The 18,783-nt window shown below is 66.0% G+C and carries 19 protein-coding genes; 7 read left to right on the forward strand and 12 right to left on the reverse strand.

Going from position 1 to position 18,783, the window contains the following annotated elements; all coding sequences use genetic code 11:
• Positions 1–17 precede the first annotated feature (17 nt).
• The 10 genes from fba to KUG43_RS11000 form a co-directional block, all read right to left on the reverse strand.
• Complete coding sequence (gene fba, locus KUG43_RS10955) at positions 18–1,091, reverse strand: class II fructose-bisphosphate aldolase (protein WP_216908898.1); 1,074 nt, start codon at positions 1,089–1,091, stop codon at positions 18–20.
• Between the two features lie 105 nt (positions 1,092–1,196).
• Complete coding sequence (locus KUG43_RS10960; RefSeq protein ID WP_216908899.1) at positions 1,197–2,279, reverse strand: Gfo/Idh/MocA family protein; 1,083 nt, start codon at positions 2,277–2,279, stop codon at positions 1,197–1,199.
• The gene (locus KUG43_RS10965) at positions 2,266–2,688 is read right to left on the reverse strand and encodes a hypothetical protein (RefSeq protein WP_216908900.1); all 423 of its coding nucleotides are present in this window, start codon (positions 2,686–2,688) and stop codon (positions 2,266–2,268) included. The genes KUG43_RS10960 and KUG43_RS10965 overlap by 14 nt, the downstream gene beginning before the upstream one ends.
• On the reverse strand, positions 2,685–3,575 hold the full coding sequence (accD, locus tag KUG43_RS10970) for an acetyl-CoA carboxylase, carboxyltransferase subunit beta (protein ID WP_216908901.1): 891 nt from the start codon (positions 3,573–3,575) through the stop codon (positions 2,685–2,687). The genes KUG43_RS10965 and accD overlap by 4 nt, the downstream gene beginning before the upstream one ends.
• Before the next feature lie 36 nt (positions 3,576–3,611).
• Entirely contained in the window at positions 3,612–4,463 is an 852-nt protein-coding gene (locus KUG43_RS10975; RefSeq protein WP_216908903.1) for a prepilin peptidase, read from the reverse strand.
• Positions 4,460–4,822 carry a hypothetical protein gene (locus KUG43_RS10980; protein ID WP_353618005.1) on the reverse strand — a complete coding sequence of 121 codons (363 nt, stop codon included), beginning with the start codon at positions 4,820–4,822 and terminating at the stop codon, positions 4,460–4,462. The genes KUG43_RS10975 and KUG43_RS10980 overlap by 4 nt, the downstream gene beginning before the upstream one ends.
• A 52-nt stretch (positions 4,823–4,874) precedes the next feature.
• Positions 4,875–5,777 (reverse strand): phosphoribulokinase, encoded by a 903-nt coding sequence (locus KUG43_RS10985; RefSeq protein ID WP_216908904.1) that lies wholly within the window; start codon positions 5,775–5,777, stop codon positions 4,875–4,877.
• Positions 5,778–5,856: 79 nt separating this feature from the next.
• Entirely contained in the window at positions 5,857–6,939 is a 1,083-nt protein-coding gene (leuB, locus tag KUG43_RS10990; RefSeq protein WP_216908905.1) for a 3-isopropylmalate dehydrogenase, read from the reverse strand.
• A 29-nt stretch (positions 6,940–6,968) separates the two neighbouring features.
• Entirely contained in the window at positions 6,969–7,997 is a 1,029-nt protein-coding gene (lpxD, locus tag KUG43_RS10995) for a UDP-3-O-(3-hydroxymyristoyl)glucosamine N-acyltransferase (RefSeq protein WP_216908906.1), read from the reverse strand.
• A gap of 57 nt (positions 7,998–8,054) precedes the next feature.
• Positions 8,055–8,777 (reverse strand): polysaccharide deacetylase family protein, encoded by a 723-nt coding sequence (locus KUG43_RS11000; protein WP_216908907.1) that lies wholly within the window; start codon positions 8,775–8,777, stop codon positions 8,055–8,057.
• A gap of 104 nt (positions 8,778–8,881) precedes the next feature.
• Here KUG43_RS11000 and KUG43_RS11005 point away from each other — a divergent pair, with 104 nt between their 5' ends.
• The 6 genes from KUG43_RS11005 (at position 8,882) to KUG43_RS11025 (ending at position 15,947) form a co-directional block, all read left to right on the forward strand.
• Complete coding sequence (locus tag KUG43_RS11005) at positions 8,882–11,233, forward strand: S8 family peptidase (RefSeq protein ID WP_216908908.1); 2,352 nt, start codon at positions 8,882–8,884, stop codon at positions 11,231–11,233.
• A 216-nt stretch (positions 11,234–11,449) separates the two neighbouring features.
• A complete protein-coding gene (locus tag KUG43_RS11010) occupies positions 11,450–11,848 on the forward strand; it encodes a cupin domain-containing protein (RefSeq protein ID WP_216908909.1) in 399 nt (132 codons plus the stop codon).
• Positions 11,849–13,097: 1,249 nt separating this feature from the next.
• Complete coding sequence (locus KUG43_RS17475; protein WP_502988603.1) at positions 13,098–13,382, forward strand: sunset domain-containing protein; 285 nt, start codon at positions 13,098–13,100, stop codon at positions 13,380–13,382.
• Between the two features lie 148 nt (positions 13,383–13,530).
• Positions 13,531–14,148, forward strand: a complete 618-nt coding sequence (locus tag KUG43_RS11015; RefSeq protein WP_216908910.1) for a hypothetical protein — start codon at positions 13,531–13,533, stop codon at positions 14,146–14,148.
• A 117-nt stretch (positions 14,149–14,265) separates the two neighbouring features.
• Complete coding sequence (locus KUG43_RS11020) at positions 14,266–14,682, forward strand: ester cyclase (protein ID WP_216908911.1); 417 nt, start codon at positions 14,266–14,268, stop codon at positions 14,680–14,682.
• 53 nt (positions 14,683–14,735) lie between these two features.
• Positions 14,736–15,947, forward strand: coding sequence for a cytochrome P450 (locus KUG43_RS11025; protein ID WP_216908913.1), 1,212 nt, complete (start codon positions 14,736–14,738; stop codon positions 15,945–15,947).
• A gap of 4 nt (positions 15,948–15,951) precedes the next feature.
• Here KUG43_RS11025 and KUG43_RS11030 read toward each other — a convergent pair whose 3' ends face one another.
• Positions 15,952–17,376, reverse strand: coding sequence for a mechanosensitive ion channel domain-containing protein (locus KUG43_RS11030; RefSeq protein ID WP_216908915.1), 1,425 nt, complete (start codon positions 17,374–17,376; stop codon positions 15,952–15,954).
• Between the two features lie 125 nt (positions 17,377–17,501).
• Between KUG43_RS11030 and KUG43_RS11035 the strand changes: the two genes are divergently transcribed.
• Positions 17,502–17,897 (forward strand): hypothetical protein, encoded by a 396-nt coding sequence (locus KUG43_RS11035; RefSeq protein WP_216908917.1) that lies wholly within the window; start codon positions 17,502–17,504, stop codon positions 17,895–17,897.
• 35 nt (positions 17,898–17,932) lie between these two features.
• Here KUG43_RS11035 and KUG43_RS11040 read toward each other — a convergent pair whose 3' ends face one another.
• Entirely contained in the window at positions 17,933–18,778 is an 846-nt protein-coding gene (locus KUG43_RS11040) for a hypothetical protein (RefSeq protein ID WP_216908919.1), read from the reverse strand.
• Between the last annotated feature and the right edge of the window lie 5 nt (positions 18,779–18,783).

Genomic DNA, 18,783 nt, shown 5'->3' on the forward strand with positions numbered 1-18,783 from the left:
TTGGACGCAGACGCCGATCAGGCGGCCACGGCGGTCTTGGGGTCCAGGGCGCCTTTGGCGTAGAGGGCGGCGTAGTAGTTGATGTCGCGCTGCTTGATCTTGCTGGCGTTGCCGGCGCACCAGAACTGCTGATAACGGTCGAGGCAGACCTTCTTCATGTAGGCCCGGGCAGGCTTGTTGAAGTGGCGGGGATCGAAGTTGGCGGGATCCTTGGCGGCGGCTTCCCGCACAGCAGCGGTGAAGGCGAGGCGGTTGTCGGTGTCGATGTTCACCTTGCGCACGCCATTGCGGATGCCTTCCTGGATCTCCTCAACGGGAACCCCGTAGGTTTCGGGGATGGCACCGCCGTACTTGTTGATCATGTCCAGCCATTCCTGGGGAACGGAGCTGGAGCCGTGCATCACCAGGTGGGTGTTGGGGATGGCCTTGTGGATCTCGGCGATCCGGGAGATGGCCAGCACTTCGCCGGTGGGCTTACGGGTGAACTTGTAAGCGCCGTGGCTGGTGCCGATGGCGATGGCCAGGGCATCCACCTTGGTCTTGGCGACGAAGTCGGCCGCCTCGGCGGGGTCGGTGAGGAGCTGGGAATGGTCGAGGGAGCCCTCGAAACCATGGCCATCCTCGGCTTCACCCTTGCCGGTTTCCAGGGAACCCAGACAACCCAGTTCGCCTTCCACACTCACGCCGATGGCGTGGGCCACGTCCACCACTTCCTTGGTGACGGCCACGTTGTAGTCGTAGCTGGCGGGGGTCTTGGCGTCGGCCTCGAGGGAGCCGTCCATCATCACCGAGGTGAATCCGTTGGCGGCGGCGCCGTAGCAGGTGGCGGGGCTGTTGCCGTGGTCCTGGTGCATCACCACCGGGATGTCGGGATAGGTTTCCACCGCGGCCAGGATCAGGTGGCGCAGGAAGCTTTCGCCGGCGTACTGACGGGCGCCCCGGGAGGCCTGCAGGATCACCGGGCTGTCGGTTTCGTAGGCAGCCTCCATGATCGACTGCACCTGCTCCAGGTTGTTGACGTTGAAGGCAGGAATGCCGTAGCCGTTTTCTGCGGCGTGATCGAGCAGCAGACGAAGCGGTACGAGCGCCATGGGAAATCTCGCGGTTTTTGGGTGGGTACGGTTGGGGAGAACCGTGGTCGGAGGACGGCTGGCGGGGTCGTCCCGCCGGGTCTGACGGGGAGTCTAGGGGATGCCCTACGGGCCTTCTGTTCCCAGGCGGGCCCAGTCGCAGCAGCGCTGGCTGGTCACGGCCTCAGCGAGCCCCGGCACCATTGGCCGGCGCTCCCGAACCGCCTGCGACCACCAGCCCAGCAACCGCCGCACCGGGGCGATGCGGCCGTCCTCCCAGGTGCGGCCATAGGCCAGGGCCGGATCGGCCGGGACGGGGCGCAGGGCTTCGCCCGGACGGGCCATCCAAAGCTGCATGCCGTGCACATAGTCGGCCTGGTTGCTGGAGCCCAGCACCAGCGTGGCCTCGCTGCCATAGAGCTCGATCCAGAAGCCCCGTCCCGCCCTGGCCACCGAGGAGAGGGTCAGCTGGGCGGGAACGGCCCGGCCCCGGACGTCTTCGAGATCGAGCTGGATCAGGGCGCTGTCCTCGGCATCCACCAATCCCATGGCGCCGGAGCCGGGGATGGGGCGCTCGCCGATGGCGGTGCTCAGCCGGGCGCTGAGGCCGCGGCTGGGGCCGACCAGCCAGTGCAGGGTGTCGAAGGCGTGGGTGCCGAGGGCACCGAGCACGCCGCCGCCGGCCGCCGCCTGGGAGTACCAGGTGTGGGGCCGGCGGGGATCGGCGCGGCTGCTCATCAGCCAGTCGAACGTCACCAGCCAGGGATCTCCCAGCACCCCCTGGCCGACCAGGGCCGCCAGCTGCTGGACATGGGGCACGGCCCGGTATTCGAAGTCGACCGCCACCACCAGGCCCCGTTCGATGGCAAGACGCTGCAGCTCCTCCACCTGCTCGACGTTCAGCGCCACCGGCTTTTCCAGCAGCAGGTGCTTGCCGGCCTCGAGGGCCGCCCTGGCCAGGGCGAAGCGGGGCTCGGGGGGGGTGGCGATCACCACCGCCTCCACGGCCGGATCGGCCAGCAGGGCCGCGAAGTCGTCGAAGGCGGGCAGCTCGGCCGCCTGGCCGGCGGCGGCGGCCCGCTCGGGGCGGGGATGCCAGAGGGCCACCGGTTCGGTGATCGGGCAGTCGCGCAGGGCCGGCAGGATCACCTTCTCGCCGAAGCCGAGGCCGGCGACGGCAACCCGCAGGGGTGGATCAGGCCGTCGCATCGCTCTCCTGGGACAGGCGGGCGGCCGCGCAGGCGGCGTGCAGCACCCGGATCGTGAGGTTGTCACCGGCGGCGGTTTGCCAGGTGGCGCCCCAGCGGGGCAGGCCGTTGACGGCCGTGTCGCGGTAGAGCTCCTCGTCGCAATCGAGCTGCATCACATACAGCTGGCCGACGGGGGGGCTGGCATCTTCGGCCGCATCGGCGGCGGCGGCGGGCTGGAAGCGGCTGAGCACCGAGAGGCGGCCCTCGCGATCGAAGCGGAGGCTGCCGGAATCCCACCACTGCCGGCCCTCAGGGCTGGCCTCCACCTCCTGCCAGTCGACCGGACCGGCCCAGACGGCAGCGGGCGCAGCCAGCCAGAGGCCGAGCACCAGCAGGGCCGCCAGCAGCCGGCCCACAACGCTTCTCATGGTGCGACCGACAGGGGTGTGCGCACGCTGCCATGCAGGCGCAACAGGGTGGCCAGGGTGCCGCGCAGCTCGGGCCGGGAGACGATCGTGTCCACGAAGCCGTGATCCTGGAGGTACTCGGCGGTCTGGAAGCCATCGGGCAGCTTCTCACCCAGGGTCTGCTCGATCACGCGCCTGCCGGCGAAGGCGATCATCGCCTTGGGCTCCGCCAGAATCAGATCGCCGAGCATGGCGAAGCTGGCCGTGACCCCACCGGTGGTGGGATGGGTGAGCAGGGGCAGGTAGAGCAGTTCGGCGCTGCGGTGGCGCTGCAGGGCACCGGACACCTTGGCCATCTGCATCAGGCTGAGCATTCCCTCCTGCATGCGGGCGCCACCGGAGGCGCAGACGATCAGCAACGGGTAGCGGCGGGCGGTGGCCAGTTCCACCAGCCGGGTGAGCTTCTCGCCCACCACCGAGCCCATCGAACCGCCCATGAAACGGAAGTCCATCACCCCCAGGGCCAGTGGCATGCCCTCCAGGCGGCAGAGGCCGGTGACCACCGCATCACGCAGGCCCGTGGCCCGCTGGGTGTCCCGCAGCCGGTCGGCATAGCTGCGGCGGTCCTTGAAGGCGAGGGGATCGGTGGGAGCCAGATCGGCATCGATCGGCTCGAAGCTGCCCTCGTCAGCGATCAGACGGATGCGCTCACTGCTGTCGATGCGGTGATGGTGGCCGCAACCCTTGCAGACGCTGGCATTGGCGATCAGATCCTTGCGGTAGACCACCAAGCCGCATTCGGCGCACTTGCTCCAGAGGCCATCCCCCTCGTCGGCTTCAGGCCCCTTGCTGGCCCGCACGGCCGGGGCGTTCTTGCGGCGATCGGCGAACCAGTCGAACAGGGACATGGGGCGACGGAAGCAAGGGTGACGGCTGACCAGTCATTAAAGACCCAGGCCCCACAGCCGCAGCCAGGGGGCGTGACCACCGATCCAGACGGCCAGGGCACCGGCGGCGAGAAAGGGGCCGAAGGGAAAGGGCTGCTGGCGGCCGAGCCGACCGGTGAGCCGGGCCAGCCCGCCGATCAGGGCGCCACCGAGAACGGACAGGCTGACGGCCAGGCCCAGACCCAGCGGTCCGAGCCAGGCCCCCATCAGGGCGGCCAGCTTGGCGTCCCCCAACCCCAGGGCCGGCCGGCCCATGGCCTTCTCGGCCAGGGCGCTGAGGGCCTCGAAGCCCAGCAGGCCAGCGGCCACGGCCAGAAGATGGGAGAACAGCAGGGTGCGGCCCACGTCGGCCCCCTGCTGGAAGCCGACGGCGGCGGTGACCGCCAGGCCGAGCAGCACCCCCCAGCGGCAGAGGGGTTCCGGCAGCCAGAGGCTGTCGAGGTCGATCAGGGCCAGGGGCAGCAGCCAGCTGGCCAGCAGCCAACCCGCCACCAGCAGCAGCCAGGGGCTGGGATCGGGGCCCATGGCAGCAGGACGGGCGAAAAGCATCGCCACCCAGAGACCAGCGGTGAGCAGCTCCACGAGGGGGTAGCGGATGGCAATGGCGGCGTGGCAGTGGCGGCAGCGGCCACGCAGCAGCAGCCAGCTGAGCAGGGGCAGGTTCTCGAACCAGGCCAGGGAGGCGCCACAGCGGGGGCAATGGCTGCCGGGGAAGACAAGCGACTCCTCCCGCGGCAACCGCCACACCACCACGTTCAGGAAGCTGCCGATGCAGGCGCCGGCCAGGGCCACGAAGGGGGCCAGCAGGGCCGGAGGGATAACCAGGGTGAAGATGAGGTCGGTGCTCATGGCAGTGGACGATTGGGTCCCCCCCGACCAGCACGAGGCCGTGTTGGCCTGGGCCGCAGCAGGTCGAGTGGCACGAATTGTTCGTCCGGCAGGAGGATCGGCGCTTCGAACACCACCCGTCCCTGGGGGCCGGCGCCGAGAAGCACCACCCCCAGCGGCTCAGGAGCGGTGGGGCAGGACTCCAGGAAACGGAAATAGACGCGGCGCCCGTGGCGCAGCAGCTCGGCGCTGTTGATGCGATCGAGGCGCAGGGAGCTCTGGTACGGGGTTGCCGAGGACTCCCCGCCGCGGATCTGGAAGGAGGGACTGCCGGATCCGGACGGGGTGATGGTGGGGGGCTGGGCGGTGATGGGATTCACCGGTTCCTTTCGGGCGATCTTAGGGCCGAAAGGAAGATCAAGAGACTGATCTTCAGCTGAGTTTCTTCTGCTCCTCGATCATCTTGTGGATGATCGGAGTGAGGATGATCTCCATCGCGAATCCCATCTTGCCGCCGTTCACCACGATGCTTGTGGGGCTCGACATGAAGGAGCCGTTGATCATGCGCAGCAGGTAGGAGAAGTCGATACCCCACTTCTCGCGAGCGCCCTTGCGGAAGTGAATGATGACGAAGCTCTCGTCCGGGGTGGGGATGTTGCGGCAGATGAACGGGTTGGAGGTGTCCACCGTGGGCACCCGCTGGAAGTTGATGTCGGTGAGGCTGAACTGGGGGCAGATGTGGTTGATGTAGTCGGGCATGCGGCGCAGGATCGTGTCGACGATCGCTTCGGCCGAGTAGCCGCGCTCGGCGTTGTCGCGGGAGATCTTCTGGATCCATTCCAGGTTGGCGATCGGCACCACACCGATCAGCAGATCCACCATCGAGGCCACGTCATAGCCGTCGCCCACCACGCCGCCGTGCAGGCCTTCATAGAAAAGGAGCTGGGTGTCGGAGGGGATGGGCTCCCAGGGGGTGAACTGGCCGGGCTCCAGGTTGGTGCCCAGGCGGGCGTTGTGCTCAGCCGCCTCCTCCACCGAGTGGAGGTAGTAGCGGCGGTCGCCGCTGCCGGTTTCGCTGTAGGTGCGGAACAGCTCTTCGAGCTTGTCGAAGATGTTGGCCTCGGGGCCGAAGTGGGAGAAGTTCTCGCCGCGGGCCTGGGCCTCGGCCATCGCCTGCTTCATCGGGCCGCGCTCGAAGCGGTGGAAGCTGTCGCCTTCCACCACCGCCGGGATGATGCCCTCGCGGGAGAAGATGTGCTCGAAGGCCCGTTTGACGGTGCTGGTTCCCGCTCCCGAGGAACCGGTGACTGCCACGACCGGGTGACGCTTCGACATCGACGCAGGGGGGTTCAGAGGGTGTGAGTTTGGCAGGTCGCCGGTCCGCACCCCCCGCCGCCGTTACCTGACGGGGACTTCAGGCGGGCAGGGCCGCCAGCAGCTGCTCGCCCATCGCCTGGCAACCCACCCGGGTGCAGCCCTCACCCATCAGCAGGTCGCCGGTGCGGTAGCCGGCAGCCAGCACCCGGTCGACGGCGGTCTCGAGGTCGGCGGCGGCGGCCTCCTGCTGCAGGCCCACCCGCAGCAGCATGGCGGCCGACAGCACCATGGCGATCGGGTTGGCCAGGTCCTGGCCGGCGATGTCGGGGGCGGAGCCGTGCACCGGCTCGAACAGGCCTGGGCCGTCAGAACCGAGGGAAGCCGAGGGCAGCATGCCGATCGAGCCGGTGAGCATGGCGGCCTCGTCCGAAAGGATGTCGCCGAAAAGGTTGCTGGTCAGCAGCACGTCGAACTGGCGCGGTTCGCGCACCAGCTGCATGGCGGCGTTGTCGACGTACATGTGGCTGAGCTCAACCGCGGGGAACTCGGCGTGGATCGCCTCCACCCGGTCGCGCCACAGCTGGCTGACATCGAGCACGTTGGCCTTGTCGACCGAGCAGAGCCGGCCGCGGCGGCCTGCCGCCAGACGGAAGCCCACCCGGGCGATCCGGTCGACCTCATGGTCGCTGTAAACCATGGTGTTGAAAGCCCGCACGCCGCCATCCACCGCGATGCGCCCCTTGGGGGTGCCGAAGTAGATGCCGCCGATGAGTTCGCGCACCACCAGCAGATCCACCCCTTCGATCACCTCGGGCCGCAGGCTGCTGGCACCGGCCAGGGCCGGGATGATCTTCACGGGCCGCAGGTTGGCGAACAGGCCAAGGCCGGAGCGCAGGGCCAGCAGGCCGCTCTCGGGGCGCTGCTCCCGGGGCAGGGCATCGAAGCGGGGGGCACCGATGGCGGCGAGCAGCACCGCATCGGCGGCCCGGCAGGCCTCCAGGGTGGTGGCGGGCAGGGGCTCACCGGTCGCGTCGATGGCGGCACCGCCGACGGGCTGTGGCTCAAACGCGAGGCTGAAGCCATGGCGGCCGCTCACCGCCTCGAGCAGGGTGCGGGCCACCGCGGTGATCTCCGGACCGATGCCGTCCCCCGCGAGCAGGGTGATCCTGTAGCTGGTCATCGCGAGGGGGGGCCGCTCAGCAGGCGAGGCTACTTCTGCAGCTGCCGCAGGGTGCGGGCCATGTCGGGCAGCTTGTTGAAGACGGCGGAGCAGCGCAGCCAGAGCCGGTTGGGGATGGCGGGGTAGCCGCTGACCACCTCGCCGGCGGCGATCTCGCCGTGGATGCCGGACTTGGAGGAGGCGATGGCCCGGTCGCCGATCACGGCCCGGTTGGCCACGCCCACCTGGCCGGCGAGGATCACGCCGTTGCCGAGCACGGCGCCGCCGGCGATGCCCACCTGGGCGGCCAGGGCACAGCCTTTCCCTGTGACCACGCCATGGCCGACGTGCACCAGGTTGTCGATCTTGGTGCCGGCGCCGATGCGGGTCTCACCGACGGCGGGGCGATCGATGGTGGAGCCGCAGCCCACCTCGACGCCGTCCTCGAGCACCACCCGGCCGGTCTGGGGCATCTTCACCCACCCCGAAGCGGTGGGCACGAAGCCGAAACCCTCGGCGCCGATCACCGCCTGGGACTGGACAACGCACCCCTTCCCGAGGCGGCTGCCGGGGTGGAGCACCGCCTGGGCATGGATCTCGCAACCCTCGCCCAGCTGAACGTCCTCATAAAGGACGACCCCGGGATGGAGCACACAGCCGCGGGCCACGACGCAACCGGCGCCGATCACGACATGGGCGCCCACATGGACATCGGCCGCCACAGCCGCGCTCGACTCGACCACGGCGCTGGGGTGGATCCCCGGGGGCTTCGGGGTGGGCGGATGCAGGGCGGCGAGGGCCTCGGCGAAGCCGAGCCGGGGATTGGCAAGGGCCACCCAGGCCAGGCCCCGCTCGCTGGCCAGCTGCTGCAGCTCCGCATCAGGGGGCAGCAGCAGGGCGGCGGCACCGCTGGCCGAAAGGGCGGCGGCCAGGGCATTGCCGGGTTCAAGGAAGGCCAGCTGGCCGGGGCCGGCGCGATCGAGCGCTTCGGCGCCCGTGATCTCCGGATCCCCTGCCAGGTGCCGCGGGCTGCCGTCCTGCACGGCGCCGATCCGGGTGAGCAGGCTGCTGAAGCGCATTCCCCAGGGGGCGGACGGCCCGGATCGTAGGCCCCACGCCCACCAGCGGACGACGGATCAGGCGGCCGGGTCGAGCAGCTCCTGGAGGGGCACGAAGCGGTAGCCGCGGCGGCGCAGGTCGGGGACGATGCGGCGCAGGGTGTCCAGGGTGCGGCCACTGAGGGCCGGGGTGTCGTGCAGCACCAGGATGCCGCCGGGGTGGGCATTGAGGCGCACGAACAGGCGCACGAACCAGAAGGGCGGCCGCAGGGTGTCCCAGGGAAAGATCGAGCCCAGCACCAGGCGGTAGGAGCGGGCCGCCAGGGCGTCGAGCATGGGCCGATGAAACCAGCCCCGGCCGGGCCGGAACCAGCGCCAGCGCAGGCTGGCGGGGGCAGCGGCCCGGGCGATGGCCCGCTCGGCGTCGGCGAGCTGCTGCTGGAAGAGCGGCGGCGGCAGGGAAACGGAGGACTCGTCGCGCCAGAGGTGGTTGCCGAGATCATGGCCCCGCTGCAGGGCGCGGCGGGGGAAACGGTGGTCGCGCTCCAGGTGGGAGCCGATCAGGAAGAAGGTGGCCGGCACCTCGAGCTCCCGCAACAGGGCCAGCAGGGACTCCGATCCGGGGCTGGGGCCGTCATCGATCGTGAGGGCGAGCCGCTTCCCGCGGCCCGGGCCGCACCACACCACCTCCGGACACAGGGGCACCAGCAGCAGGCGGATCAGCAGCGAGGGCAGCAGCACCACCAGCACCACCACATCGAGCAGCAGCACCACGGACAGAACGGACAGCAGCAGGGTCATGGGCGGGTGCGGCCTCAAGAACGATGACAGCGGCGGCAGGCCGTGACCCGTGGGCGGCCGGGCTGGCTAGGGCGGGGGTCGGTTCCCTTCTTCTCCGCGACACCATGACCGCCCCGAAGAAAGCCGCCGCCACCGGCAGCGCCAGCACCCCGGCCGCGCGGGGGCAGGCCCGCACGGTGATCTACTGCCACGGGATCTCCAACATGCCCCCCGAGGGGGTGCTGCGCTCGGAGTGGGACCGGGCCCTGTTCGGCGCCGACCAGGGGGAGCGCACCCGCATGGCTTACTGGGTCGACCGGGAGCGGTACCCGGAGACGGCGGGCTTCTCCACCCGGGCGATCGGCGAGGACCGGGCGACGCTGCAGCCGGAGGCGCAGGGGCTTCTGGCCGCCTCGATCCAGGAGAGCGACGCGCCGGCGGAATCGCAGGCGTTCGTGGACGCCCTGACGGCGCAGCTGGAGGCGGCCGCCCAGACGGCGGCCCATCGGGGGGCTCCGATGGGCGGCCCGGCGACGCTCTCGGTGGAGGCCAAGGGGCTGTGGAGCCCGGTGACGGCGATGTTCACCCAGGCGTTCCTGGCGGATGTGAACGATTTCCTGTTCAACAAGACGAAGCGCCAGCGGATGGTGCAGACGGTGAAGGACCGGATCAGCACCGGCGGCGGCCCCTTCGTGGTGGTCGGCCACAGCCAGGGGAGCATGGTCACCTACCAGGCGCTGATGGAGCTGGGCGCCGCCCTGGAGGTGGATCTGTACGTCACGATCGGCTCACCGCTGGGACTGCCCCAGGTGACCGACGTGCTGCAGACATGGCACGGCAAAAAGCTGCCGATCCCAGCCGGTGTGAAGCGCTGGGTGAACATCGCCCAGGACGGCGACATCGTCTGCCTCGACCAGAGCCTGGCCGACGAGTACAGCGCCGCCGGCAAGCCGAAGATCATCGATGAACGGGTGATGGGGGTGGTGTGGCCGCCCAGCAAGGCCCATTCCGCCAGCCGCTATCTGTCGCGCCAGTCGACCCAGGAGACGGTGATGGCGGCACTGGACCGCTCCCGCTTCCAGCCCGTGAGTCCGATGACGGTGGCCCGCAGCCTCGCCGATGCCCTGGATGTGGAGGCCACGGCCCGGGTGCCGGTGCTGATCGAGCTGGCGGATCGCTCCACGGCAGGCCCGGAGGGGGGCGATTCGCTCCAGAAGGCACGGGAGGCGGTGCTGGAGTGGATCCGGGCGCATGTGCTGCAGGGTCCGATCACCGCCGAGACGGTGTTTCTGGAGGACCAGCTGGATCGCTACGTGGCGGTGAACCTGACCCGAGCCGAGGTGGAGACGCTGGCGGGGGCGATGGGCCGGCAGTACGGCAACACCTCGCCGGCGGTGTACCGGATGTTCAGCAACAGCCGCAAGAAGGCGCTGATGCACGATTCGATCCACACGGTGCAGGCCCGCACCGCCCAGCTGGGCTACAACGCCTGCGGCCAGGGCATCACCTGGGCCGTGCTCGACACCGGCATCGACAGCCGCCATCCCCACTTCCACAACCCGAGCTTCGCTCCGGACGGCACGATCGCCGCCGAGTGGGACTGCACAGAGCGGGGGCCGGTGCAGAAGGGCAGCGGCAACGATGCCAACGGCCACGGCACCCATGTGGCGGGGATCATCGCCGGCGGTCTGCTCTCGGTGGGCGGCGAGGGCGGCCCCGACCTGCTGGCGATGGCCCCCCGGGCCCGGATCGTGAGCTACAAAGTGCTGGCCGACAACGGCGGCGGCTACGACGCCTGGATCATCAAGGCGATCGACCACATCTGGAAGCAGAACCAGGAGGGACGGCGCCTGGCGATCCAGGGGGTGAACCTGAGCCTGGGAGGGCCGTTCGATCCGGCCAGCTTCGGCTGCGGCGATTCACCCCTGTGCGCCTCCCTGCTGCGGCTGGTGCGCCAGGGGGTGCTGGTGGTGCTGGCGGCGGGCAACGAGGGCAGCGGCGACATCGTGGTGGATGGCTTCAGCGCCACGCGCTCGTTTGATCTGTCGATCGGCGATCCGGCCAACCTGGATGAGGCGATCGCCGTGGGCTCGGTGCACCCGACCCTGCCGCACCGCTACGGCACCTCCTACTTTTCCTCGCGTGGTCCCACCGCCGATGGCCGCCTCAAGCCCGACGTGGTGGGTCCGGGAGAAAAGATCCTCTCCTGCCGCAGCAGCAGCGACCCCAAACGCTCCCACAGCCGGGACAAAGGCAAGAGCCTCGATGAGCTCTACGTGGCCCTTTCCGGCACCAGCATGGCGGCGCCGCACATCTCCGGCCTGCTGGCCGCGTTCCTCTCGGTGCGCACCGAATTAATCGGCTATCCCGACCGGGTGAAGCGGATCCTGCTGGAGCACTGCACCGACCTGCAACGGGACCGCTACCACCAGGGAGCGGGCCTGCCGAATCTGTCGAAGATGTTGCTGGAGACCTGATGTGTTCACGGGTCCGTGAACCACGGCTACCATCCTGCTGCAAAAGGATTGAACAGGCTTGCCCGTGGGGTTTTCATCTATCGCTGCAGGTTGTTGGCTTGTGGTTCACGGAATGGGCTGGGCGACAGGAGGGGTTCACGGAAACCGTCTAAGAACAAGTTTGTCTGTGATTTCTTCTGATATACTTCCACTCCATGGTGACTAAGGGCAATTTCCATGGGTGCACGCGACATTATTGCTCATCCAGTGCATCTGGGTCTTGGCGCAACTGCCGAGGTTGAACCATTATTCACCGGTGCAATGGATTGGTACGAGGAATACGTCAACCGGCATGCCGAGGATGGCGCTGAGGGGCGTCTCGTAAGCATGCACAAATTCAACGTGTCGTGGGAAATGTGGGAAATGCACCCGCATGGAAGCGAAGTCGTTCTATGCACGTCCGGATCAATGATCCTCTACCAAGAGGATCCTGATGGTGCCCGTTCGGCCGTAACTTTGGGTCCTGGCCAGTACGCAGTCAATGCTCCTGGCACCTGGCACACGGCTGACGTGGAGCACGAGGCAACAGCAGTGTTCATTACCGCAGGATTGGGCACTAAGCACCGTCCGCGATAAGAAGTTTGTCTTACACATGCGGAATTTGTTCCATGGTCGATTCAGGCGAGAAATCAAGTGCCGTATAACATCAAGATACACCTGACACGCCTCCTAGGGGGCTTTGATTTCTACCTGAGATTCTTTCATTCAGGTGATCTTGGCGTTGGGCAGGCCTAAGCTGTAGAGGTGACTTGGCGGATTTGGCAGCTCTTTGATGGAATGGTTAACGCTGCTATCTCTACTAGCTGCAGTCACTGCCGCTTATCTTTCTTGGCGCCAACTTCGTACGCAGCAAGAACGATGGGCGATTGATGACGCTCGCATTCGCCCTAGAGGGTATGTAAGCTCTAGTGAGGTAATCTTAGATGAAGGCTGGTTTCACGGAGTATGGCAAGTCACTAATCGCGCGCCCTTCGAGATCGAGGTGATTGAGGTTGTTGCGACATTCCCCGAGTCTCTAGAGATTGCCGAGCTTGAGCCTGGCTCTGATGGACCTGTACAGCTCATGAGAGCCATAGATCGAGGGAAGATTCTTAAAGTAAACCAGATTATGCCTCCCTATGAATCTCCAGTGAAGTTCGGCATTATCGGCTCAAACTTTATGTTTCGCATCTCAGGGTCGCCAAAGTCTAATCGAGGCAGGTCGATTCGCTTGCAGATTAACTGCAGAGAGCTTGATAACCCGAATCAAACATACTCGGTCAAGTGTGAAGCAATTGTCCCTCAGCAACTATAGCCGCCTACAAGCGTCTAAGCACGTCGTAATAGTTTCCAGTTTTCATGCTCGGCGTACTTCAAAGAAGCTTACTGCTTGTTGGCCTGTTCAACACCACCATCCACCTGGGCCGCCTCCGAATGGTCTGTGTGTATCCCTCGATCTGTCTGCGGCCAGGTGATGGCGAGCGTTGGGCTGCTTCATGCCTTAGACACGAGTTTTGGGAACATTTCCAAAGAATCTCGACCTAGTCGATTGCGGTGATATGTCATCCAATGATTCAAATACGGTCAAGGACCTTCCTTGAATGATTGGAGAGCATGTTAAGTCAAATCAAGGCGAAGGCTGTGCCAGTACAGGAACTGAAGCCGAGTTAAAAGGCAGTTGAGGCTTTATCTATACAGGAGATACAGGAATGCGGAAGTCGCCCTAAGCATCGGGCCAGACTACGGCTGATGACCACCTCTAGAGCTGGTACAGTTACCAGGAGCCGAGAATGTGCCTCGACTTCGGCCCTCATCCCAACGTTCATACAATACGACCAACATCAGGATGATCTCATTCTTGCAAAGGATTGGAAGTTTAGCGTTCGTCGCCGGTCTTATTGCTCTTGGTCTCCGGTTCTGCTCAGGATATAATCCAGGAATAGTGGAATCAATAACAAAGCCTGGATGTCTTGTGAAAGGGAATGTATCCATTGAATCCGGCAGGAGAATTTACCATGTAGTTGGCATGGAGGATTATGAGATCACAAAGATCAGCCCTGAGAAGGGAGAGCAGTGGTTCTGCACCGAACAAGAGGCGATCTCGGCTGGATGGATTAGAGCACCCAGATAGGTCGAACAGTCCAACATCCCACTACAGCAGATGGGAAGCGCTACTGCTTGATCCGAATAAAGTTCTTGAACTTGACATTTCTGCCCGCGGCTGAGTGGGGTGTTAGGCGTCGGAATCCACTACTCAGCCATTCCGTCATTGGAGAACCATGATCGGACCAGACCGTGCGGCATTCACCGCTGACCCCATTGGATACAGTGGCCTTGCCTGGCATAAGTGGCAGACGGCGTTACTGTTCGCTGGCATGATCGAACGGCCAAGCGAAGAGCCAACGAGGGAAGACCTTAAGTCACCGATTCTTTGGCTCAGTCAAGCAAATGCACTTAGCGAAGCGGCAAAGGTACTTGTTCAGTTCGAGCCGACGTGGGAATCGATGCCTCTGTCTATCCGTGGAATGTGCGATTGCCAGTACTCCGCAGTCGCGCTCATGCTTGTTGGCTATAGCCTCGAAACATGCCTCAAAGCAATGCACATATTGAGGCATGGCGCCGAAGAGTTCATCGCGCGGGAGAAAGACTATTTTCACCACGACTTGGTTGAACTTGCCGAGTTCCTGCCGCAGGTTACTGACAAAGAGCGAGCTACGCTCAAGGCGCTAACGCATTTCACAACCTGGGCCGGTCGATATCCGGACCCGGGCTCGCGACGGATTGATCATGCTGAAGAAGTGTTCGCTCTTTCCGAGAGCCATCAAATCTCTGGACACGATCTCTTCGCGCTTGCAGCCCGTGTCATGAAACATGTTCAGACCTTCACTGCGGAGTAAGCTCTTGTCGCCGACGCCTAACCCCTCGGTCAACCGGAGTGCCAATGGCAGGCCACCAGCGCCCGGTTACCTCGAACGTTAGGCCACGTTAGCGGTTCCATAAAGGAGTAAAGCCACATGTCAGAGGAGAACAAAAACATCATCCGCCGACTCATCGCGGAAGGATGGAACGCGCGCAATTTCGCAGTGATTGATGAGCTTTGCTCGGCCACCTTCACCATGCACGATCCATCGGCTCCCCATCTTGCGAACGGGCCAGAGGCCGCCAAGGCCTACATCGGAGCGCTCGTCGCAGCGTTTCCCGACCTGCACATGCAGGTCCACGATCTGCTCGGAGAAGCAGACCGAGTCTCCCTGCGCTGGTCGGCCGAAGGCACCCACCAAGGGGAATTCAACGGAATTCCACCAACAAACAATCGCGTCTGCGTGTCCGGTCAGGCGATCTACCGCATCGCGAACGGCAAGATTGAGGAAGACTGGATCATCGTGGATACCTACGGGATGCTTCAGCAGCTCGGCGTGATTCCAGGCTGACCGAGCAACATCGGGGAAGATCTCGATACCGTCATCCGTGAGTGTCATCAACCATGACGACAGACCTGTTCAGCCCGGCGATGCTGGTCGATCCCTACCCGACCTACGCCGAGTTGCGCCGGACCGACCCGGTCCACTGGCATGAACCATTCGGGGCCTGGGTGCTGACGCGCTACGACGACGTGGTGGCGGCGACGCACGACCCCCGGCTGCGCTCCGATCGCGCCGGCGGCATGGGCGAGCGGGCCGGACGCCCCGAACTGCAGCCCCTCTTCGAGGTCATCGGGGCCCAGATGAACATCACCAATCCGGAGCGCCACCACCGGCTGCGCGCCCTGGTGGCCAAGGTGTTCACGCCACGGGCCGTGGAGGCCCAGCGGTCGGCCGTTGAAGCCATGGTTGGCGAACTGCTGGATCGGCTGCCGGAGCAGGGCCGCTTCGATGTGATCGCCGACTTCGCCTTCCCGCTGCCGGCCCGGGTCATCGCCCGTCTGCTCGGCCTGGAAACTGGAGAGCTGGATCAACTGAAGCGCTGGTCGGACGACTTTTCGGCGATCTTCGGCACCGATCCCTCCGCCGTGACCCCCGAGCAGTACCAGCGGGCCCTGCAGAGCACCCACGAGCTGACCGCGTTCTTCCGCGCCGAATTCGAAAAGCGCCGGACCTTGCCCGGCGACGATCTGCTGAGCCTGCTGGTGCACGCCGACATTGACGGCGATCGGCTCAGCGAGACGGAGCTGATCGCCAACGCCAATCTGCTCCTGGCGGCCGGCCACGAGACCACCACCCACCTGATCGGCAACGGCCTGCTGGCCCTGCTGCGCCACCCCGATCAGCTGCAGCTGCTGCTGGATGACCCGTCCCTGATTCCCAGCGCGATCGAGGAGTTTCTCCGCTACGACGGCACCGTCCAGTTCATGTACCGCGAGGCGGGGGAGGATCTGACGATCGGCGGCCGCTCGATCCGCAAGGGCCAGCTGGTGTACCTGATGTTCGCGGCCGCCAATCGCGACCCGGACCGCTTCCCCGACCCCGACCGGCTCGACGTGCGCCGCAGGCCCGACGTGCACCTGGCGTTCGGCCATGGACCCCATGTCTGCCTCGGGGCGGCCCTGGCACGGATGGAGGCCCAGGTCGCCTTCACGGCGCTGCTGCGGCGCTGCTCAGGACTGCGCCTCACCGGTGAGCCTTTGGCGTATCAGGACAACCTGGAGCTGCGTGGGCTCAAGGCGTTGCCCGTGATCTTCCAGTACCGTTCGGCCTGAGCGCTCAGCCGGCCTCCGTTTCCACCGACGCCGCCGCGGGGCGTCCGGCCAGTACCCGCCGCAGCCGCTCGCGGAACCACTGCAGGGGGTGGCCCATGTCGGCGTCCTCGAGCAGGCCGCGCTGGCGCAGGCAGTCCTCGTAGCTACGCAGCACGTCGCTGCGGCGCGCCACCTCCCGGGCGACGGTGTCGGCGAATTCGGGCCGTGAGGCCAGCAGGGCGCGGAAGCTGCCGCTGGGAACGACGAACAGCGTCGTGTCCTCGGTCGCCACCATGGTGGTGGGGTAAGGCACCTGCAGCAGCAGCGGCAGTTCGCCGAAGAACTCCCCGGCGGTGAAGGTGAACAGCTTGCGGCTCACCCGGTCGGTTTCGTGGATCGCATCCACTGCGCCGCTCAGCACCAGATGGAAGGAGCGGCCCTCCTCCCCCTGGCGCACCAGCACCGTGCCGGCGGGCACCAGACGGCGGGCGCCGCTGCCCACCAGTTCCCGCAGACGCCGATCGTCCATGCTGCTGTAGCAGGGATGGTCTGGCAGGGAGGTCCGCAGGGGGCGCCAGTCCGGGCCGGCTCGCTCCTCTTGCCCGGCGCGCCTGGAGGAGAGCAGCTGGATCTGCTGGCGGGAGCCGGCCAGTTCGATGCGGCGCTCGCGCAGCCCCTGCTCGATCGCGTAATTCAGCGAGCTGCGCAGGCTGAGGCTGGCGTGGATCGCCGAGGTCCAGGCCCAGAGCTCGAACGCCATCCCCTGGCCCTGGAGCCCGTGCAGCAGCACCTTCGGCGGCGGATCGGCCAGCACCGTCGGTTCGGCCAGGGCGGCATCCAGCAGCACCTCGGTCACGGCCAGGGGGTCGCTGCCGTGGGCCACCGTCACCTCCACATCCACCCGGCCATCGGAGCTCAGGTAGCTGAGGTTCTTCACCGGCGCATTGGTGATGGCAGAATTGGGCACCACGATCTCGGCGCCCTGGAAGGTGCGGATCACGGTGGAGCGGATCGAGATCTCACGGATGAAGCCGCTGGTGTCGCCGAACTCGATCTGATCGCCCACCTTCAGCTTCCCCTCCATCAGCAGGGTGAGGCCACTGGTGAGGTTGCGGGTGAGCTCCTGCAGGCCGAAGCCGATGCCCACCCCGAGGGCCCCGAAGATCACGGCGAGGGCGCCGATGTCGAGCCCCATCCCCTGGGCCACCACCACATAGCCCAGGGCCGCCAGCCCCATGGAGAAGAGGGTGGCCACCGCCTCGCGCCGCCCCTCCGGCAGGGAGAACCAGCGCAGCACCCGTCCGGCCAGCAACCGCTTCAGCCACCGCGCCGCCAGGCTCACGGCCAGCAGCAGCAGCAGCACCTCCACGACCCAGAGAAGGGAGAAGCTCTGGCGACCCAGCGGCAGCAGCGGGGCCGTGAACAGCTTCTGAAGGCGCTCGAGATCCACCCCTTGTGCTCCTCCTTTGCACCCTTCTAGCCCGAGGGGCCGGGATGAGGCTGTCCGCGGCGGGCGGCTGCACGGACGACCGCCCCTACAGTCGCCCTGGACGCCAGTCATCTCCGGAGCCGCCCATGCGACGCCGACTTCTCACTGCGGCAATGGTTCTGACGCTGGGCTCAACGCCCTCCTGGGCTGCCCCGGCAACACCACCCTGTGAGGCGGCGCTGGGCACGTGGGACTACGTGGCCCCCAGCAAGCCCGGCAGGGCGGTGGTGACGAAGCTGGCCGACGGTCGCCATCACCTGGTGTGGATCCTGTCCGAGGCCGGTGCCACCGCCGCCGGCGCCTGGGAGGGAACCTGCGAGGGCTCCCGCCGGACCTGGCGGATCCTCTTCCCATCGGATCCAGCCACCCTTGGACGGAAGATCCTCGAGGAGTTTGAGGTGAGCGGCGATGCCATTCGTTTCTGGCTTCTGGGGCCCGATGGCAAGCGTGGACCAATGGGTGGCGCCCGTCGCCTGCCCTAGAGCAGCCGAAACGGGCGTGCTCACCTGGACCTGGCCTACAACCCGCCTGGCAGCCCCACCTGCACACTCTGCTCATTCAAAAAGTAGTTCGGATCAAACGCCTTGAGCTTTCGATCCATCTGAACGTGCTGCTTCTCAGAATCATCCAGACGAAGACAGTCGCTTGGGTTGCCTTCCATGCAAAGCAATGGAATGACGACATCATTCTTGTCGTAGCCCCATTCCAAACTTCTGCCACCCAACAGACCGTTCCCCTTGGGTGGCTGCCGCGTCAGGACGGGAACCAAAACGTCGACTTGGGCGGCATAGGACCCAGAGGGCAGGGAAACGATCAGGGACCGATGAATCGTTTCACCGGGATTGATGTGGTCGTCCACGAACAACTTCCCAGCTGCTTCGGTTGGGTAGGGCTGCAGCTCGGCGCCCCGCTCCACCTGAATGACATCAAAAGGTCCTTTGGCCCGATCAGTAAAGGTGGATCGATTCAGCACCTGGCGGCGAATCGGGAACAACTCCCAGAAACTGTTGAGCAGATAGAGCCTGCGATTGCTGGCATTGGTGGCACTGACCTTCAGCTCCCGTTGCAGTGATGGTTGCGGTCGATCGCCCTGCCCATCAGCGGCGATCGGCGTCAGGCTGATCTGAAGACTGATGCTGGCTGGCGCCTGGGACGGCACATAGATCTCCTTCCAGACAAAGGTGTAGATCCCCCAGGAAGCGGCGATGATGATGCCCAGGGTCCTGACCCATTCGTGCAGCGATGGCGAGCGCATCCAGGCAGGGATACGGAACGGGCCCGCTCCGGCACCGGCGCCGGGCATCCCTTTCTTGGGCAGCTTCTCACTGTCTCTCGGTGACTTGATCGGGGATTCGCTGCTCACGGGCT

This window comes from Synechococcus sp. CCY 0621, from assembly GCF_019038465.1.
Lineage (GTDB): Bacteria > Cyanobacteriota > Cyanobacteriia > PCC-6307 > Cyanobiaceae > Cyanobium.

What these genes read in the sequence shown, in the direction of transcription:
- fba (WP_216908898.1), bottom strand. Translation starts at nt 1,091, where the DNA reads ATGGCGCTCGTACCGCTTCGTCTGCTGCTCGATCACGCCGCAGAAAAC.
- KUG43_RS10960 (WP_216908899.1), bottom strand. Translation starts at nt 2,279, where the DNA reads ATGCGACGGCCTGATCCACCCCTGCGGGTTGCCGTCGCCGGCCTCGGC.
- KUG43_RS10965 (WP_216908900.1), bottom strand. Translation starts at nt 2,688, where the DNA reads ATGAGAAGCGTTGTGGGCCGGCTGCTGGCGGCCCTGCTGGTGCTCGGC.
- accD (WP_216908901.1), bottom strand. Translation starts at nt 3,575, where the DNA reads ATGTCCCTGTTCGACTGGTTCGCCGATCGCCGCAAGAACGCCCCGGCC.
- KUG43_RS10975 (WP_216908903.1), bottom strand. Translation starts at nt 4,463, where the DNA reads ATGAGCACCGACCTCATCTTCACCCTGGTTATCCCTCCGGCCCTGCTG.
- KUG43_RS10985 (WP_216908904.1), bottom strand. Translation starts at nt 5,777, where the DNA reads ATGTCGAAGCGTCACCCGGTCGTGGCAGTCACCGGTTCCTCGGGAGCG.
- leuB (WP_216908905.1), bottom strand. Translation starts at nt 6,939, where the DNA reads ATGACCAGCTACAGGATCACCCTGCTCGCGGGGGACGGCATCGGTCCG.
- lpxD (WP_216908906.1), bottom strand. Translation starts at nt 7,997, where the DNA reads ATGCGCTTCAGCAGCCTGCTCACCCGGATCGGCGCCGTGCAGGACGGC.
- KUG43_RS11000 (WP_216908907.1), bottom strand. Translation starts at nt 8,777, where the DNA reads ATGACCCTGCTGCTGTCCGTTCTGTCCGTGGTGCTGCTGCTCGATGTG.
- KUG43_RS11005 (WP_216908908.1), top strand. Translation starts at nt 8,882, where the DNA reads ATGACCGCCCCGAAGAAAGCCGCCGCCACCGGCAGCGCCAGCACCCCG.
- KUG43_RS11010 (WP_216908909.1), top strand. Translation starts at nt 11,450, where the DNA reads ATGGGTGCACGCGACATTATTGCTCATCCAGTGCATCTGGGTCTTGGC.
- KUG43_RS17475 (WP_502988603.1), top strand. Translation starts at nt 13,098, where the DNA reads ATGATCTCATTCTTGCAAAGGATTGGAAGTTTAGCGTTCGTCGCCGGT.
- KUG43_RS11015 (WP_216908910.1), top strand. Translation starts at nt 13,531, where the DNA reads ATGATCGGACCAGACCGTGCGGCATTCACCGCTGACCCCATTGGATAC.
- KUG43_RS11020 (WP_216908911.1), top strand. Translation starts at nt 14,266, where the DNA reads ATGTCAGAGGAGAACAAAAACATCATCCGCCGACTCATCGCGGAAGGA.
- KUG43_RS11025 (WP_216908913.1), top strand. Translation starts at nt 14,736, where the DNA reads ATGACGACAGACCTGTTCAGCCCGGCGATGCTGGTCGATCCCTACCCG.
- KUG43_RS11035 (WP_216908917.1), top strand. Translation starts at nt 17,502, where the DNA reads ATGCGACGCCGACTTCTCACTGCGGCAATGGTTCTGACGCTGGGCTCA.